We start from the raw sequence: 17,827 nt of genomic DNA, 5'->3' as shown, positions 1-17,827 counted from the left end.
AATAAAGATTTTTATATAAAAATCTCAAGTTACTTTCCAGCGTAAAAATCACTATAAATGATGATTTCTAAAAATCCGATAAATTGTAAAATTGCGGAGCTTTAAACAAATCAATCATTTATGAAAAATAAATTGCTTTTACTCATACTCCTGTTTACAGGATTGAATGCTTTTGCGCAATATACGAGTATTCCCGACACCTATTTTGAAGCCAAACTGATCAGTTTAGGAATTGATGATGTTGCCGACGGAAGAGTATTGACGTCAAAAATCAATACGCTTAAATTATTAAATCTTAGAAGCAGTTCTATTAAAAATTTAACTGGAATTCAAGATTTTATTGCTTTGACTGATCTGCGTTGTGATTCTAACTTTCTAACCGCTGTAGATTTCAGTAAAAATACAGCTCTGACCAGTCTCAATTGCGACAACAACCAATTGACGGCTTTGGATGTGACAAAAAACACAGCTTTAAAAAACCTGAGTTTATGCGTTAATAAAATCACTTCACTCGATTTAAGCAAAAATACGGCCTTAACTAGTGTTACAGTTTATAATAATCAACTTGCCAATTTAGATGTGAGTAATAATACGGCTTTGACATATTTGGAATGCTGGAATAATAAACTAACTAGTCTCGACGTCAGTAAAAATGTTGCTTTAACGTATCTTAGATGTGATTATAATTCGCTCACTAAACTAAACCTTAAAAATGGTAAAAATACCATTTTGACCAACTTGAATTTCGCTTACAATAGAGACCTTTCTTGCGTCATTGTTGACGATGTAGCTTATATAAAATCTAAATGGAATAATCAGAACGAAACATACCCATTGTTTACGCCATATGATTGTTCGCTTATCACAGCCATTCCTGATGCTACGTTTGAAGATAAACTAATTGCCCTTGGAATCGATACCGATGGTAAAAACGGAGTTGTATTAAATTCAAGCATTGCTTCTGTAACAACATTAAATGTTGCTAACAGTTCCATCACGGATCTGACAGGACTTGAAGGATTTACAGCTTTAGTCTCTTTAAATTGTTCGAACAACCTAATAAAAAGCATCAATCTTTCTAAGGCTAATTCTTTTACAACTTTAGACTGTACAGGCAATACCGCTCTTTCTTGTATTCAGGTTGTTAATATTGCACAGGCATCGACTAATTGGACAGTAAAAAAAGACGCTACAGCAAATTTTAGTTTAGATTGTAATGTTTACACCTTAATTCCTGATGCCAAATTTGAAGGCGAATTAGTAAAACAAAAATTAGACGATGTCGTAGATGGAAAAGTACTGACTTCAAAAATAAACAAATTGAAATCAATATACTTGTCGCGTATCGGTATCAAAGACTTAACAGGAATTCAGGATTTTACAGCATTAACAAGTTTGGAATGTGATAGTAATGAATTAACTCACTTAGATGTAAGCAAAAACACAGCACTGACCAATCTAAGATGTAACAATAACCAGATCACAACTTTAGAATTAAGCAATAATACAGAATTGAGAAATTTAGATTGCAAATCAAATCTGCTTAAAGTTCTCGATTTAACCAAAAACATCGAGTTGACTAATCTTTATTGTAGCTATAATCAGTTAAAAAATTTAGATTTAGGCAAAAACATCAAATTATACAGTCTAGATTGCCAAAACAATAAATTGGAAAATTTAGATTTAAGCAAAGTTGTGAAACTTTCTAGTTTCTACTTTATGAGAAACAAATTGACTACTCTAAACCTAAAAAACGGCAATAACAACAAATTAAACACTTTAGATTTTTCTGAAAACCCTTTCTTGGGATGTGTGAGTGTTGATGATGTAACCTATGCCAATGCAAACTGGTCAGAAAAAAAGCAAGCTCATAATTATTTCACTGCTACTGAATGCTCGATGACAACCCAAATTCCGAACAATGCGTTTGAGGACAAGCTTATTGCACTTGGCATCGATACTGATGGAAAAAACGGATTCGTTTTAAATTCGAGTATTAACACCATTACAACATTAGATATCTCAAATAGTACGCTTACCGACGTTCGTGGATTAGAAGGATTTATGGCATTAAAAACCTTAAACGTTTCGAACAATGCATTGACTACTATTGATCTTTCAAAAAATAATGCCTTAACTACTTTAAATTGTTCAAACAACGCAACGCTAACCTGTATTATGGTTGCCGATATTGCTGCCGCTAAAAAGTGGACAACAACCAAAGACGTTAAAGCCGATTTTAGTTTAGACTGCAGAAATTATACGCTTATTCCTGATGAAAACTTTGAAGCAAAACTAATTTCTCTAGAATTGGATGATGTAAAAGACGGAAGAGTACTGACTTCGAATATTAGCTCAGTAAAATATTTAGCAATTTCTTCTAGCTCAATCAAGGATTTAACTGGTATTGAAGATTTTACTGAATTAACAAGCCTAACATGTACTGACAACGAAATCACTAAAATAGACCTCAGCAAAAATAAAAAGCTGGATTATGTTACTTTGCAAAACAATCAAATTACTTCTTTGGATATCAGTAAAAACCCATTATTAGAAACGTTATATATCAGCAATAACGCCCTCACTAAATTGGAGGTAAATCCAGAAATAAAAGAATTAAGATGCCAGAACAATCAATTAACAAGTCTGGATCTAAGTAAAACCACACAACTAAACAGCTTTTACTGCAGCAATAATAAACTTACGAGTTTGAATTTGAAAAACGGCAAAAACAATCTGCTCTCGTTTCATAATTTTATTGGAAATCCAGATCTTTCTTGTATTATTGTCGATGACCCTGTTTATTCTTATAATAGATGGAGAAGTTCTAAGGATGCTAATGCTTATTTTACAAATTTAGGATGTTCAGATGTCACAGGAATATACGATTCTTTGTTTGAGGATAAACTAATTGCGCTTGGAATCGATACCGATGGTAAAAACGGGATTGTTCTAAATTCGAGCATTCAAAAAATTACGACTTTGGATGTTTCGAACACTTCAATTACAAATTTATCAGGAATACAAGGCTTTACCGCCCTAACTACTTTAGAATGCGGTAAAAATAAATTAAAGACATTGGATGTGAGCAAGAATACAATGCTGACTTCTTTAAACTGCAGCGAGAACCAATTAACGCAGCTAGATGTTAGCGCCAATGTGTCTTTAACTAAACTTAAGGCATCTTCTAATCTACTGACCGGTTTGGATGTAAGCAAGAATACGGATTTAACCAATTTGGATTTTAGCACCAATAAAGTAAAAACGATAGATTTAACCAAGAACAAAGCCTTGATTCAGGTAATGTGTAATTCGAACCAGTTGACTTCTTTAAATGTTAGTGAAAACAAAAGCCTGATTGATTTAAATTGTTCGTTTAATGTATTAGAAAGTCTGAATTTAAAAAACGGAAACAATAAGAACTTTATTATCGCTGCAATTAATTTTACTTCCAATCCAAATTTGAGCTGTATCAGAGTTGATGATAAAGCCTATTCAGATACCAACTGGATTACCGCAAAAGACGTATCGACGTCATACAATATCAGTTGTGGATTAAGTCTTCCTGCAAACAATTTTACTGTTCAGACTAAGGGAGAATCTTGTCTTGGGCAAAATAACGGTGAAATAAACATAAAAGCGTTAGAAACATTAGCCTACATTGCAAGCATAAACGGACAATCTAAAACGTTTATCAATAACACTTTAAACATCACAGGACTGGCTCCAGGAAATTATACCGTAACGATTACTGTAACAGGCGAAATTTTTGAACAAAGCTTTAATCTCGTAATTCCAAAAGGAACTGCTGTAACTGGAAAATCTAATATTTCATCTAAAAAGGTAAATGTTGAAATTACAGACGGGACAGCTCCTTACACTGTTTTTGTGGATGGAGTCGAACAATTTCAAACCAATGATTCAAGCTTTTCTCTAACAGCAAAAAATGGCAGTTTGTTGGAGGTAAAAACAGCAAAAGCTTGTGAAGGAAGTTACACAGAAGATATTTATGGTCTAGATTTAGTTGTGGCAGCGTATCCGAATCCTACTTCTGGAATTTTTGAAATAGACTTGCCTGCTTCCAAAAAAGAAGTTGTTATCGAAATCATCGCTTTAGACGGACGAACAGTTTCAAACAAAAAATACAGTTTAGAAAACGGAACGGTTCAGTTAACGCTCGAAAATCAGCCAAGCGGAATTTATATTGCCAAAATTCATTTAGGCTCTGTTAAGAATATCAAAATCATAAAAAAATAAAAATGAAGAAATTTATATATCTATCCATCGCCGTTCTGTTTATTTCTTGTGGAGATGACTCTGACTCGGAAGTTAAAGCCGAAGCGCCATCAATTCCAGAATTAACAACACCGGCCGATAACAAACTCTGTACTGACAATAATGTCGTTTTTGAATGGAAAAAATCTACCGATAAAAACAACGACGAAATTGTTTATTTGATTGAAATCGCAAGCGACAATCAATTTACAAAAACAGTTCAGACTATTGAAAGCGCGTTAAATTCACAAACCATAGAATTAGATAAAAACACGGCTTATTACTGGAGAATTAAAGCAACAGACACTGGAGGGCTTTCTAGCGAATACTCGAAAGTTTATAAATTCTATACAACGGGAGAAGCCGTTATCAATCATCTTCCTTTTTTACCAGAATTAGTAGCGCCGGCTTCAAACTCCTTCCAAAGTACTACATCAGTTTCTTTAAGATGGAATGCCGAGGATGCCGATACTTATGACCAGCTTAGTTATGATGTCTATTTTGGAACTGTAAATCCGCCAGTGACAAAAGTGAGAGAAAATACATATTCACGCAGTACATCTGTAACTATACAAGCTGCAAAAGAGTATTATTGGAAAGTTGTAGTAAAAGATAATAATGGCGGTGAAACAGTCGGCCAAGTCTGGAAATTCAAAACCAATTAAACACTCAAAATCTGAACATAAAAAAGCCATTTTTAATTACAAAAATGGCTTTTTTTTATCTTTATTTTCGAAGATAAACTATTACAACATTGCTGTAAATGTTTCTGATTTACAAGATTCAAAAAATGTGTAAGCTCTTTTCTCGGCATAAGAATAGGTTGAATTCCGAAGTGGAAAAGCGCAATGTCCTCCGTATTTTGGTGTTTCGAGATAAACGTATGCGCTGTCTTTCGCGATAGCTCTAGGATAACATCTTTCACCTAAAAAAGGATCATCCAGCGAATTAATGATCAAAACAGGAACTGTGATATCTTTTAATGAAAATTCGGGAGAAACTTGTTGATAGTAATCATCCCGGCTTGCATATCCATGAAGTGGCGCCGTAAAATACTGATCGACTTCATCAAAAGAAGAAATTTTGTCAATCTGATCGCGGTTTACAAAATCAGGAAACTGAGCCGCTTTGTATTTCAGTTTTCTTTTAATGTCAATTGTGAAATTCTTTAGATATACTCTGTTAAAGCCTTTTTTCAGCACTTCTGCACTAGTCGCGATATGAGTTGGCACAGAAATCGAAACGGCAGCTTTAATGCGTTCATCGACTTTTGTCCATCCTAAATAATTCAGCAACTGAACGCCACCCATTGAATATCCGATAAGGTAAACATCTTCGAATCCTTTTCGAAGGACAAACTGAACTACCTCATCCAAATCATCAACTGCTCCATGATGATAAAGTCGCGGAAGACGGTTCATCTCGCCTCCGCACGTACGGTTGTTCCATGCAAAAACCGAAAATCCTTTCTGTTCAAAATAAGACGCACAACTGTTATTGTAAGTTCTTCGAGAATCTCCTTCCAAACCATGACATAAAATGACCGCTTTTTTGGAGTCTTTTATAATAAAATCGATGTTGATAAAATCTCCGTCGCTTAATTCATGCTTCTCTCTCGTATATCCTGGAACATCAAATTTTTTAATCAAAGCAGCATAGATCGTAGAAATGTGCCGGTTGCGATGAATAATAGAAGGAAAATTATATTCTGATTGTTCAATTATTGGCATAATAAAAAGTTTTATGGTGCTTACTACAAAGCTAAGAAATCAATTAATATGCAGCTTAAAACTGTCATTTTTATTTTTGCTTTTTTGCATATATCAAATAAAAAATGACGCCGGCAAAGACTGCAGGCGTCATTTAAACAAAAAAAAAATAACTTATATTACTGTTTTACAAAATATTGGTTATTTCACATCAAACCACAATTTTGTAGTCAACAAATCTTTTCCTTGAGAGGCCACTGCTGCCTGATAACTATTTCCGTTTAAAGACTGTTCTGTACCTGGATAGAAGAAACGAGAAGGAATCTGTCCGTCTAAAACAGTATTGGGTCCAGCTGTCAAAACTGGAAAATCTAGTCTTCTCCATTCTGTAAAAGCATCAAGACCTTGTCCAAAGAATGCAATCCATTTTTGTGTGCCAATAGATTTTGCATAATTTGATGCATCATATTGTACAGTTGCCTGATTTAAATAATTAGAGATTACGGTAGCATCTGTAATTCCAAATTGGTTGAATGATGCCGTAATCGCATTTTTATAAAGCGTTTCAGCATCTCCAGAAATATATCCACGAGCGACAGCTTCTGCAAGATTAAATAAAACTTCAGAATAAGAATAAATTACAGCTGGCGATGTTGACGTTAAGAAATAAGTTCCTGGTTTAGATGTTTTGGCAAAACCCTGGTTGTTTGCATCACTGTTTGATAAGCCGTTGGCTCCTCCTACGTAAGTTCCAACACTTGCATCTGATGGCAACTGTGCATAAACCGGTAAACGTGGATCTGATAATTGTTTTAATTTATCTACCATCGTTTTAGAAATACGGTAATCATCACGAGTCTCAAACCAAGCCGAAGCTGGATTTTGCTGAGGCGAAGCAATATAAGTGAACTTAAAAGTATCGTTATTACTGCTTAAAACTCCTACTGCATCACTAGTTGCATCGATAGCCGCTTGTTTAGCCAAAGCAGGTTCTCTATCCGAAATTCGTAATGCAATTCTCAAACGAAGCGAATTCACAAATCTTTTCCATTTTGCAATTTCTCCTTTGTAAACTAAATCGCCTGTCACAGTTCCATTCGTGTTACCTAATAAAGACTGAGCTTTTGCTAAATCTTCTAATAAACCTGTGTATACTTCTTTCTGTGTATTATAGGCTGGAGTCACTTTCTGACCTGCTTCTTTATACGGAATACTTCCATAAGCATCTGTCAACAATAAAAATGTCCAGGAACGAAGCGCTAAAGCAATTCCTTTGTAATTTGAATTTGCCTGAGCATCTGGAAAATTAATAATCGTATTCAAATCTGTAATTAAGGTTGCATAACCTGTATTCCATAAAGAAACCAATGACGTATTCGAAACATCGTATCTATCTGGTTCCGTATATTGTATTTTAGCCCAATGCTGTACAAATAGTAAAGACGAATCGAAGTTATTGAATGAGCCCCAGTATAAGTCAGCTCCTTGTTTTAGAGTTCCGGTCAATAAGTAAGGCGCTAATGGGGTTTCTGTCGCGTTTGGATTTTTATTGATACCATCCAAAGTATCACTGCACGAAGTCAGTGTCAATCCAAATAAGATTATATATGATAGCTTTTTTAGCATGATTTCTTGTTTTTAGAATTTAAGATTAACATTAAGACTGAAATTTCTAGTTGTTGGTAAAGACAAACTTTCCAAACCTTGCCCATTTCCAGTATTGAAAGCCGTTTCAGGATCAATATTCGGTGCATCTTTATAGATAAAGAATAAGTTACGACCAACAGCAGTAATACTTGCTCCTTCTAATCCCAGTTTTCTAGCAAATGCCTTATTGAAATTGTAAGCCAGTTTAATTTCTCTCATTTTTACAAAAGTTGAGCTGTAAATGTAAGCTTCGCTAATGTTGTATGATGCTTTGTAATATTCCTGTGCACTCAATACTGTCGTGTTTGGAGTTCCATTTTCGTATACTCCGTTAAAAATCATACCGTCATCATAAACTGTTGCGCCACCTGGAGCTGTTCCGTTTACCAAAGTTTTTGTAGTACCATTTAAATAATAGCTTAAACCACCATTTTCAGCACCACGTCCCGGAAGCGTTGAAGCCAATACTCCTGTATAAGTTCCTGTTCTGTTTGTTCCTGAGAAAATTTCTCCTCCAACACTTGCGTCAACAAGGAACGATAATTCAAGATTTTTGTATGTCAAAGTATTCGTAACACCAGCCAAATAATCCGGAGTATAATGTCCTAAAACTCGCTTCGTTGGGTCTGCTTTTGGCAATCCGTTTGCTCCTACTACAATATTACCATTAGCATCACGTAAATAAGCTGTTCCGTAAAGTGCTCCGTAAGCTTGTCCTACAGATGCTAAAACTTCAACTCCTCCTGAAGTACCAATTGTATAGTTTTGAATCTGTTTTGCATAATCCAAAATCTCTACTTTACTTATGTTTCTTGAATAATTTGCTCCTATGTTCCATTTGAAGTTTTCAGTCTGGATCGGACTTCCGTCTAATTGAATCTCTAAACCTCTGTTGTTTACTTTTCCGGCGTTGATTAACTGTGAATTGTATCCGCTTGACGCTGTAGTTTTGATTTCCAAAATCTGGTCGAAACTGTTTGTATTGTAATAAGCAACATCAAAATGCAATCTATTTTTCCAGAAAGTAGCCTCTAAACCAATCTCTGTTGAACGTGTCGTTTCCGGTTTTAAATTCTCATTTAGTTTCTTTTGTGAAGAAGTCTGAATTGGATTTCCGTCAAATGCTGTCTGGAAATTATAAATTGTTGATAATTGATATGGATCTGCATCATTTCCAACTTCAGACCATCCACCGCGTACTTTTAAGAAATCCAATGTATTGCTTTTCAAGTTTAAGGCTTCAGATAAAACTAAACTTCCATTAATAGAAGGATAAAAATAAGAACGGTTGCTGCTTGGTAATGTTGAAGACCAATCGTTACGAGCTGTTAAATTCAAATAAGCATAATTTTTATATCCTAATTGTGCAGAAGCATAAGCACTATACACTCTCAATCTTGATAATGTATTTGATGATGTCAACGGATCTCTTGAATTGGTCAAAGTATACAAATCCGGTACTGCCAAACGTGGCGCTTTTTGATAATTGTTCGCATCGCTGTGGTTACGAATATTAAATCCTGCAAGAGCATCTACAGTAAAATCGTCATTCAGTTTTTTAGTATAAGTAAAAATACCTTCTGTGTTTTGTTCGTTTACAGTGTAAGCATCTTCAGCGTATGATCCGAAAGGCGTTCCGTTTGTACCATATTTGATTGTATATTTTCTTCTGTCATTGTAATAATCAACTCCTGTACGGAATCTGAAATTAAGTCCATCAGCCAATGTAGCATCCAAATGCACATCTCCAATAAAACGGTTGCGCTGCTGGCTTGTGGTATTGTAATAGGCATTCCAGTAAGGATTGCTGTAATAACTGTTGTTCCAGTTCACGTCTCTGTTATTTTGAAGTTCATTAATATCAACCTGACGACCGAACCATAAAAACTGAAGCATTACACCTGCAGCACGATTCCCTTGTGGTCCACCTGGCAACGCTGGAGCATTAGTTGTAATATAATTACCTGTAACTCCAACTTTTATGCTTTTTGAAATTTGGTAATTCGTGTTAATGGTAAAGTTGGTTTTGTTTACTTCACTATTGGGCACTGTTCCCAATTGTTTTTGATTGTTTACTCCTAAACGGAAATCTGATTTATCATCTGATCTTGCTATAGAGACACTATTGTCATACGTAACGCCAGTATTGAAAAAGTCTTTCACGTTATTTGGATGTGCTACAAAAGGAACTGCCTCACCATTTGAGAAGAATTGCGGAATAAGACGTCCGTCCAATCTTGGCCCCCAGCTTTCATCAACACCATCATTTACACCGCCTCCTTTTCCGTCAACAAAGCTAAATCTTCCGTTTGAACCTTGTCCGTATGAATTTTGGAAACTCGGTAAAGTCGCAACCTGAGAAATCGTGATTCCTGAATTTACAGTAATTCCCAAACCTTTCTGGCTTTTTCCTGATTTTGTCGTAATCAAAACTACACCATGTGCCGCACGTGATCCGTAAAGTGCTGCCGCGTTAGGACCTTTCAATACGGTTAATGTTTCAATATCGTTTGGATTTAAATCGGCTATAGCATTTTTAAAATCACGAGTTGTTCCTCCAACACCTCCTAATTGTGAGTTATCTACAGGAACTCCATCTACTACAAACAAAGGTTGGTTGTTTCCTGCGATAGAAGTTTCGCCACGAATGATAATACGAGAAGATCCCATATCTCCCTGAGAGTTTGTAATACGAACTCCTGCTAATTTTCCGCTAAGACTGTTTAAGAAGTTGGTTTCTTTTGTCTCTGCAATGTCTTTGTTTTTAAGTGCCTGAGTTGCATATCCTAAAGATTTCTTTTCTTTTGAAATCCCCAGTGCCGTAACGACTACTTCTGATAATTGATTTTGTTCTTCTGTAAGATCAATAACCACTGAATTTTCATTAATTACAAATTCCCTCTTTTTGTACCCCAAATAACTTACTATTACGGTGTAAGGAAGTTTTTGGCCGGTTTGGAAATAGAATTTACCATCAAAATCGGTTTGAACACCATGCGTAGTGCCTTTAATCACTATCGATGCTCCAATAATAGGTTCTTTTGTAACGGCATCTATAACTGTTCCTCCTATTTTTGACTGGATCAATGGTTTGGTTTCCTGAGCTGTTGCACCGATGGAAATCAATAAAATACATAACCCAATATATTTGTTTAATATTCTTTTCATTAGTTTATTTTAATTTAATAAATAAGGCAAACATTCAACGGATTTTACTCCTTTTGCTTTCCTTTTAAATAGGTATAATTTATTTAATCTTAACCATTTCTGCGACTACAGCAATGGTGCATAGTTTTTACCTGCAACACATTCGTTTTTTCATTTTATATCTTTTTTTTTTTGATTATTACTATTTGAATTGTCGTCACAAGGCGTATTATCCTTGAAACAAGATTTTATTAAAACCGGGATAAATCTGAGATGGAGAATTTTAGCAACAGCTGCACATCAGACATAAATTGCCTAATGCTGTTTGTTTATACAAATTGGAAGTATATGGGAAGAGGTGAAATTTCTGTTGCATTATTTTAAATTCTACTAATTTGATAGAACAAAAGTATATTAAAAATTTTAATGCGGAAATTTTAATTGTTTTTTTTGATAAAAAAATGTTAACAGGAATTTGAAATCACTCATAAACACCTAAATACAAGCATTTTAATAAAATTTAGGTTTTTTAAACCGTGTAAGATTTTTAGTAACCAATATGATAATAAATTCAAAAAAAGTCCTTTTTTAAAACAAATTAAGTCTATAGAATATTTAAATAAACGTTGATTTAAAGCCAAAAAAAAATCCAAATTCCTTATTCGGAATTTGGATTTCAGTATTTGAAATTTTGAGTTTTTAATCTAAAACGAAACTTACGCTTACATTTGCAACAATTTCGATTTCTCCGATAGCCATTGTCTGGTTAGAAGCTCCGGCATCCATCATTTCAGTTTTCATTGCAGCGTACATCGGTCTCGGATTATACACTTGAGAGTTGTCTGATATCGTAAAAGCTTTCCCTACTTTCTGTCCTAGAACAGACACATATTCTTCTGCTTTTACTTTTGCATCTTTCATAGCCAATTTACGAGCTTCTGATTGATGTTGTGCTAATTTAGAAGATTCAAAAGAAACATTATCGATTCTGTTAATTCCTTGTTGTACCAAACCTTCCATCAGTTCGTCGTATTTCGACAAATCTTTCACTAGAATTTCTACAGTCTGCACTGCATTATAACTCGTTTTCTTTTTCTCATAATCGTACTGCGGATTAAGAGCTACTTGTTTTGTTCTAAAATCTGCTGTTGGAATATTCATTTTTTTGATGAATTTTAAAACAGCATCCATTTTTTCGTCGTTTTGTTTTTTGACGTCTTTAGCATTATTTCCTTTTGTTTCAACCGTAGCTGAAATGCTAACCTGATCCGGTGTCACTTTCACTTTTCCTTCTCCGTTAACATTAATCAGAGGAATTTGTTTGATTTCCTGGCCATAAGACATAGTCATAAACGTGATTGTTAAAAATAATACTAGTTTTTTCATTTTTGTTAAATTTTAATTACTTACTAAAGGCTTTTCAAAAGTTATGCCAGCATTATAATTTTCCAGTTTTCGCCATTCCAAAAAGTATCAAAATAGGCACCAAAAGCAATATGACAATAAAAGTATGATCCGCAATCAGCGAAGGCTGTTTGATTAATGTAATCAAATAACCGCCAATAGCACCGCCAAAGTGCGCTGTGTGGCCAATATTGTCATTTTTTGCCTTCATTCCGTAAATCGAATACAATAAATACAAAATCGCAAAAATATACCCCGGTATTCCGATAAAGAAATACAAATAAATATTTTGTTCTGGCTGCAGTAAAATAGCAGCATACAAAACTCCGGTTACTGCGCCCGATGCTCCAACTGCACGATAACTGTAATCGTTTTTATGAAACATCATGGTCAGCAGATTTCCAAAAATCAAGCTTCCAAAATAAATAAGGATAAATGAAAAATTTCCTAAATATCCCATAACTACAGGCGCAAAAAAATACAATGTCAGCATATTAAACAATAAATGCATCATATCTACATGCAGAAATCCAGAAGAAAGCATTCTGATCTGTTCACCAGAACGTATGCTTCCTACATGAAATTCATATCTCCTGAAAAAAGAAAGATCATTAAAACCTTTATAACTAATAAGAACATTGGCAACTATAATTCCAATTAAAAAGACATTCATAAATTATATTTAATGTGAATGGTAAAGATAATGATTCTTACAGAATGGTTAGAGAATTCCTAAAATTTAAAGCTTGCATTTATTTTCTGTTATCTTTGTAAAAAAAATGTAAATGCAGTTTCTTGTTTATATAATAGCCTATCCTTTTTTGTGGCTTATTTCTATTCTTCCTTTTCGAATATTTTACTGGTTTTCAGATTTTGTTTATTTATTGATTTACAGAATTATTGGCTACCGCAAAAAAGTTGTACGCGAAAACTTAGCGCTTACCTTGCCTCATTTAAGTGATGCCGAGAGAAAAGAGATAGAAAAAAAATTCTACAAACATATGTGCGATATGTTTTTGGAAATGATTAAAACAATGAGCATTTCTCCAGAAGAAATGGAAAAGAGATTTCATGTAACCAACATCGAATTGGTACAGGATTATGCAAAAAAAGGCAAAAGCATTATTTTGGTGGCTTCACATTATGCTAGTTACGAATGGCTGTTGACTACAAATCCGAAATTAGGCTTTCAGGGAGTTGCTGTTTATAAAAGACTTGCCAACCGCTATTTTGACGACCTAGTTAGAAAAATCCGCACGAAATACAAGACCGAAATGGTCGAAACCAGAAAAGCAATTCCGACCATGGCTCAAAACCAACGTGACGGAAAATTAAGTCTTTACGGTTTGGCAAGCGACCAATCACCGAAATTAGACCGGATTTTTCATACAATGAAATTTATGGGAATTGAAGTTCCTGTTCATACAGGTGCTGAAATGCTGGCAAAAAAATACGATTTAAGCGTAATTTCTGTAGAAGTCCGCAAAGTCAAAAGAGGCTATTATGAAGCTACTTTTGTCACAATTGCCGATAATCCGAAAGATTATCCAGATTTCGAAATTACGGAAAAGTATTTAAAAGATGTTGAAAAACAGATTTACGAAGCTCCTGAATTTTATTTGTGGACCCATAAAAGATGGAAACATCGAGTAGATCACAATTAAATCGAAATCATACAAAAAGCCTCTTTTGAAAAATTTCAAAAAGAGGCTTTTATATTTTTGAAAACTGAAAATCTTAAATTCCAGCAATTACTTTAATTTCGTCTATAATACGAAGCGCTAATTTATCTGCAGCATCTTGAGAAGGTGCTTCTGTATAAATACGAATAATGGGTTCAGTGTTTGATTTTCTTAAATGCACCCACTCTGTAGCGAAATCTATTTTAACACCATCAATTGTTGAAATATCTTCGTTTTTATATTTTTCTGTCATTTGAGTCAAAATGGCATCAACATCAATTTGTGGTGTTAATTCAATTTTATTTTTACTCATATAATATTCAGGATATGAAGCTCGCAATGCAGAAACCGTCATTTTTTTGTTTGCCAAATGCGTTAAGAACAAAGCAACTCCAACCAAGCTGTCGCGTCCGTAATGCAATTCTGGATAGATAATTCCGCCGTTTCCTTCACCACCGATTACAGCATTGTTTTTCTTCATCAGCTCCACTACATTTACCTCTCCTACCGCACTTGCTTCATAATTTCCACCATGTGAATTAGTCACATCTCTTAAAGCACGAGAAGAAGACATATTTGAAACTGTATTTCCAGGAGTTTTGCTCAAAACATAATCTGCAACAGCAACCAAAGTATATTCTTCGCCAAACATTTCTCCATCATCAGAAATAAAAGCAAGACGGTCAACATCTGGATCCACCACAATACCTAAATCAGCTTTTTCTTTTACAACCAATTCAGAAATATCCGTTAAATGCTCTTTTAAAGGTTCAGGATTATGAGGAAAATGTCCGTTTGGTTCGCAATACAATTCTACTACTTCAACTCCCATCAATTTAAGAAGTCTTGGAATGATAATACCTCCTGATGAATTTACACCGTCAACAACCACTTTAAATTTGGCAGCTTTTACCGCTTCAATATCAACCAAAGACAAATCTAAAACTTCATCGATATGAATATCCATATAAGCGTCATTCGAAATAATTTCGCCTAAACTATCCACATCAGAAAAATCGAAAGCCTCAGCTTCAGCAATTTCTAGGATTTTTGCACCATCTGCACCGCTTAAAAATTCACCTTTAGCATTTAGCAATTTTAAGGCATTCCATTGTTTTGGATTATGAGAAGCTGTTAAAATGATTCCACCATCAGCTTTTTCCAAAGGCACAGCCACTTCTACAGTTGGCGTGGTAGAAAGACCAAGATCAATCACATTGATTCCTAGACCAATTAAAGTATTTACAACTAAATTATGAATCATTGGTCCAGAAATTCTGGCGTCACGGCCAATAACAACTGTTAGTTTATCTTTAGAAATATTGTTTTTTAAGAATGTTCCGTAAGCCGATGCAAATTTTACAGCATCAACCGGAGTCAGGTTATCTCCTACTTTTCCTCCGATAGTTCCGCGGATACCTGAAATCGATTTTATTAATGTCATCTTTGTGAGTTAGGGTTATTTTTTTACAAATATAAAAAAGTTACTGAGTTAGTAAGGCGCTAAGTTTCTAAGATTTCAATACTGATCTGTAAGAAACTACACAAAATAAGCCTTTTTTATAACAAAATGATTTAAAAAAGTTTTTATACATTTACTAAAACAACGAAGAAACTTAGCTCCTAAGTATCTCCGAAACTTAAAAAAAATGAATTTCTTAGCCCATATATACCTTTCTGGCGACAACGATTTGATTAAAATCGGAAACTTTATGGCCGACGGAATTCGCGGAAAACAATTTGAACATTTTCCCGAAGACGTGCAGAAAGGAATTTTACTGCACCGGTTTATCGACACTTATACCGATTCGCACGACATATTTAGACAAAGCACAAGACGCTTACACGAAAAATACCATCATTATTCGGGCGTAATCGTCGATATTGTTTACGATCATTATCTAGCCAAAAACTGGAGCCTTTATTCTGATGAAAAATTAGAGGATTTCATCAATAGATTTTACAATTCGCTGCATCAGAATTATGACATTTTAACGGAAAAAACGCAGGGTTTAATGCCGTATATGATTGAACGAAACTGGCTTTTAAGCTATAGGACAGTCGAAGGCATTCATCAAATTCTGACCCAAATGGATCGAAGGTCCAAAAATACTTCAAGAATGCAGTTTGCAGTTGAAGAATTAAACGAATTTTATCCTGAATTTGAACAGGAGTTTACGTTATTTTTTGAAGAAATCAGGACGCAGGCACATAACAAACTGATTTCGCTTTAGTTTTAAAATCCTAATTATCTTAAAATTGTACGGCTATGAAAAAAATTATTTTTTTAGCATTCCTGTTTTATGCAAGCGTTAATGCACAGCAAAACACTACTACTCCTACTGGCCTAGTTACCACAAAAGCAATGGTTGTTTCGGCGCGAGAAGAAGCTTCAAAAATCGGTGGAGATATCATGAAAAGAGGTGGAAATGCCTTTGACGCCATGGTCGGAACCGAATTGGCGCTGGCTGTAGCTTTTCCGTTTGCTGGAAACATTGGAGGTGGCGGTTTTATGGTGTATCGAAAAGCTAATGGTGAAACTGGTTCTCTCGATTATCGCGAAAAAGCACCTTTAGCCGCTACAAAAGATATGTTTTTGGACAAAGATGGAAATGTCATTAAAGGAAAAAGTACCGAAACAGCTTTGGCAATTGGTGTTCCAGGAACCATCGCTGGTGTTTTTGCCGTTCATAAAAAATACGGCAGCATGAAAATGGAAGAAATACTAAAACCCATAATTGCATTGGCCGAACGAGGTGTTATTGTGACCAAAAAGCAAGAAAAAAGCCTGAAGGATTATCACGAAAGCATTGTAAAAATAAATGGCGAAAATTCACTGCTGTCAGGAAATTTCAAAGAAAATGATACGATAAAATATCTTTCATTAGCCAAAACACTAAAAAGAATTCAGAAAAAAGGAAGAAATGAATTCTATAAAGGCGAAACAGCCAAAATACTCGTAAACTACCTCAAACAAAAAGGCGGCATTATCACCATGGAAGATTTGGCTAAGTATGAAGCCAAATGGAGAAAACCGCTCCAATTTACTTATAAAGATTTAAAAATCACTTCGATGTCACCACCAAGCAGCGGTGGGATTTGTCTGGCTCAAATCTTAAAAATGCTTGAGCCTTATGATTTGGCTAAAATGGGACATAATTCTGAAGAAGCAATTCAACTTATTGTAGAAGCAGAAAGAAGAGCCTATGCCGACAGAAACTATTTTTTGGGTGATCCCGATTTTGTTAAGATTCCGCTAAAAGAATTGCTAGACACTAATTATTTAAGAGAAAGAATAGCTTCCTTTAATCCTGAACAAGCGAGTTTGTCCTCAGAAATAAAAGAAGGAAAAGTGACTTATAATGAAAGTACAGAAACTACGCATTATTCTATCGTCGATCAGTTTGGAAATGCAATTGCGGCCACTACAACCCTAAATGATGGTTACGGATCAAAATATTACTGCGACGAATTAGGTTTCTTTTTGAATAACGAAATGGACGATTTCAGCGCTAAGCCCGGTTCACCAAATATGTTCGGATTGATTGGAAATGAAGCCAACAGCATTGCACCTCAAAAACGCATGTTGAGCTCTATGACTCCAACAATTGTAGAGAAAGACGGAAAACTGTTTATGGTCGTTGGGACTCCTGGCGGTTCTACCATTATTACTTCTGTTTTGCAGACAATTTTAAATGTTTACGAATACAAGTTAAGCATGCAGCAAGCGGTAAATGCTCCTCGTTTTCACCATCAATGGATGCCGGATTTAATTACTTTCGAACCCAATACCTTTGAAACCAAAACCATCAACAACCTTAAAGCAAAAAAATACCTGATAAACGAAAAAACAACTCCGATTATCGGAAAAGTTGATGCCATTTTAATTTTGCCAGACAATAAATTAGAAGGAGGAGCCGATTTTAGGGGCGATGACAAAGCAGTTGGGTTTTAATAGTTCTC

The 17,827-nt window shown here is 34.8% G+C and carries 11 protein-coding genes; 5 read left to right on the top strand and 6 right to left on the bottom strand.

The annotated features are described in order from the left end of the window. The first annotated feature begins 120 nt into the window (after window positions 1-120). Window positions 121-4,257, top strand: coding sequence for a T9SS type A sorting domain-containing protein (locus tag ACFFLS_RS19310; protein WP_379682482.1), 4,137 nt, complete (start codon window positions 121-123; stop codon window positions 4,255-4,257). Between the two features lie 2 nt (window positions 4,258-4,259). Further along, complete coding sequence (locus tag ACFFLS_RS19305; RefSeq protein ID WP_379682483.1) at window positions 4,260-4,940, top strand: glycoside hydrolase family 78 protein; 681 nt, start codon at window positions 4,260-4,262, stop codon at window positions 4,938-4,940. An 81-nt stretch (window positions 4,941-5,021) separates the two neighbouring features. Here ACFFLS_RS19305 and ACFFLS_RS19300 read toward each other — a convergent pair whose 3' ends face one another. From ACFFLS_RS19300 to ACFFLS_RS19280, 5 genes are all read right to left on the bottom strand, one after another. Further along, a complete protein-coding gene (locus ACFFLS_RS19300; protein ID WP_379682484.1) occupies window positions 5,022-6,005 on the bottom strand; it encodes a YheT family hydrolase in 984 nt (327 codons plus the stop codon). A gap of 180 nt (window positions 6,006-6,185) precedes the next feature. Then, entirely contained in the window at window positions 6,186-7,610 is a 1,425-nt protein-coding gene (locus tag ACFFLS_RS19295; protein WP_379682485.1) for a SusD/RagB family nutrient-binding outer membrane lipoprotein, read from the bottom strand. A gap of 12 nt (window positions 7,611-7,622) precedes the next feature. After that, entirely contained in the window at window positions 7,623-10,799 is a 3,177-nt protein-coding gene (locus ACFFLS_RS19290) for a SusC/RagA family TonB-linked outer membrane protein (protein ID WP_379682486.1), read from the bottom strand. Between the two features lie 678 nt (window positions 10,800-11,477). Further along, entirely contained in the window at window positions 11,478-12,164 is a 687-nt protein-coding gene (locus ACFFLS_RS19285) for an SIMPL domain-containing protein (RefSeq protein WP_379682487.1), read from the bottom strand. Window positions 12,165-12,216: 52 nt separating this feature from the next. Next, window positions 12,217-12,855: a rhomboid family intramembrane serine protease gene (locus ACFFLS_RS19280; RefSeq protein WP_379682488.1), complete on the bottom strand. Its 639-nt coding sequence runs from the start codon at window positions 12,853-12,855 to the stop codon at window positions 12,217-12,219. A gap of 112 nt (window positions 12,856-12,967) precedes the next feature. Between ACFFLS_RS19280 and ACFFLS_RS19275 the strand changes: the two genes are divergently transcribed. Next, entirely contained in the window at window positions 12,968-13,846 is an 879-nt protein-coding gene (locus tag ACFFLS_RS19275; protein ID WP_379682489.1) for a lysophospholipid acyltransferase family protein, read from the top strand. A 73-nt stretch (window positions 13,847-13,919) separates the two neighbouring features. Here ACFFLS_RS19275 and glmM read toward each other — a convergent pair whose 3' ends face one another. Beyond that, complete coding sequence (gene glmM / locus ACFFLS_RS19270; RefSeq protein ID WP_379682490.1) at window positions 13,920-15,308, bottom strand: phosphoglucosamine mutase; 1,389 nt, start codon at window positions 15,306-15,308, stop codon at window positions 13,920-13,922. 205 nt (window positions 15,309-15,513) lie between these two features. On the opposite strand from glmM, the gene ACFFLS_RS19265 reads away from it, so the two are divergent. Together ACFFLS_RS19265 and ggt are read left to right on the top strand one after the other, a co-directional pair. Then, complete coding sequence (locus tag ACFFLS_RS19265; protein ID WP_379682491.1) at window positions 15,514-16,098, top strand: acyl carrier protein phosphodiesterase; 585 nt, start codon at window positions 15,514-15,516, stop codon at window positions 16,096-16,098. 35 nt (window positions 16,099-16,133) lie between these two features. Then, complete coding sequence (gene ggt, locus ACFFLS_RS19260) at window positions 16,134-17,819, top strand: gamma-glutamyltransferase (protein ID WP_379682492.1); 1,686 nt, start codon at window positions 16,134-16,136, stop codon at window positions 17,817-17,819. The last annotated feature ends 8 nt before the right edge of the window (window positions 17,820-17,827 follow it).

Origin of the sequence: Flavobacterium procerum (genome assembly GCF_042431625.1) — a bacterium.
In the GTDB taxonomy this organism is placed as follows: domain Bacteria; phylum Bacteroidota; class Bacteroidia; order Flavobacteriales; family Flavobacteriaceae; genus Flavobacterium; species Flavobacterium procerum.
The sequence above is the reverse complement of the archived record's forward strand: the minus strand, read 5'-3'. Positions and strand labels throughout refer to the sequence as shown.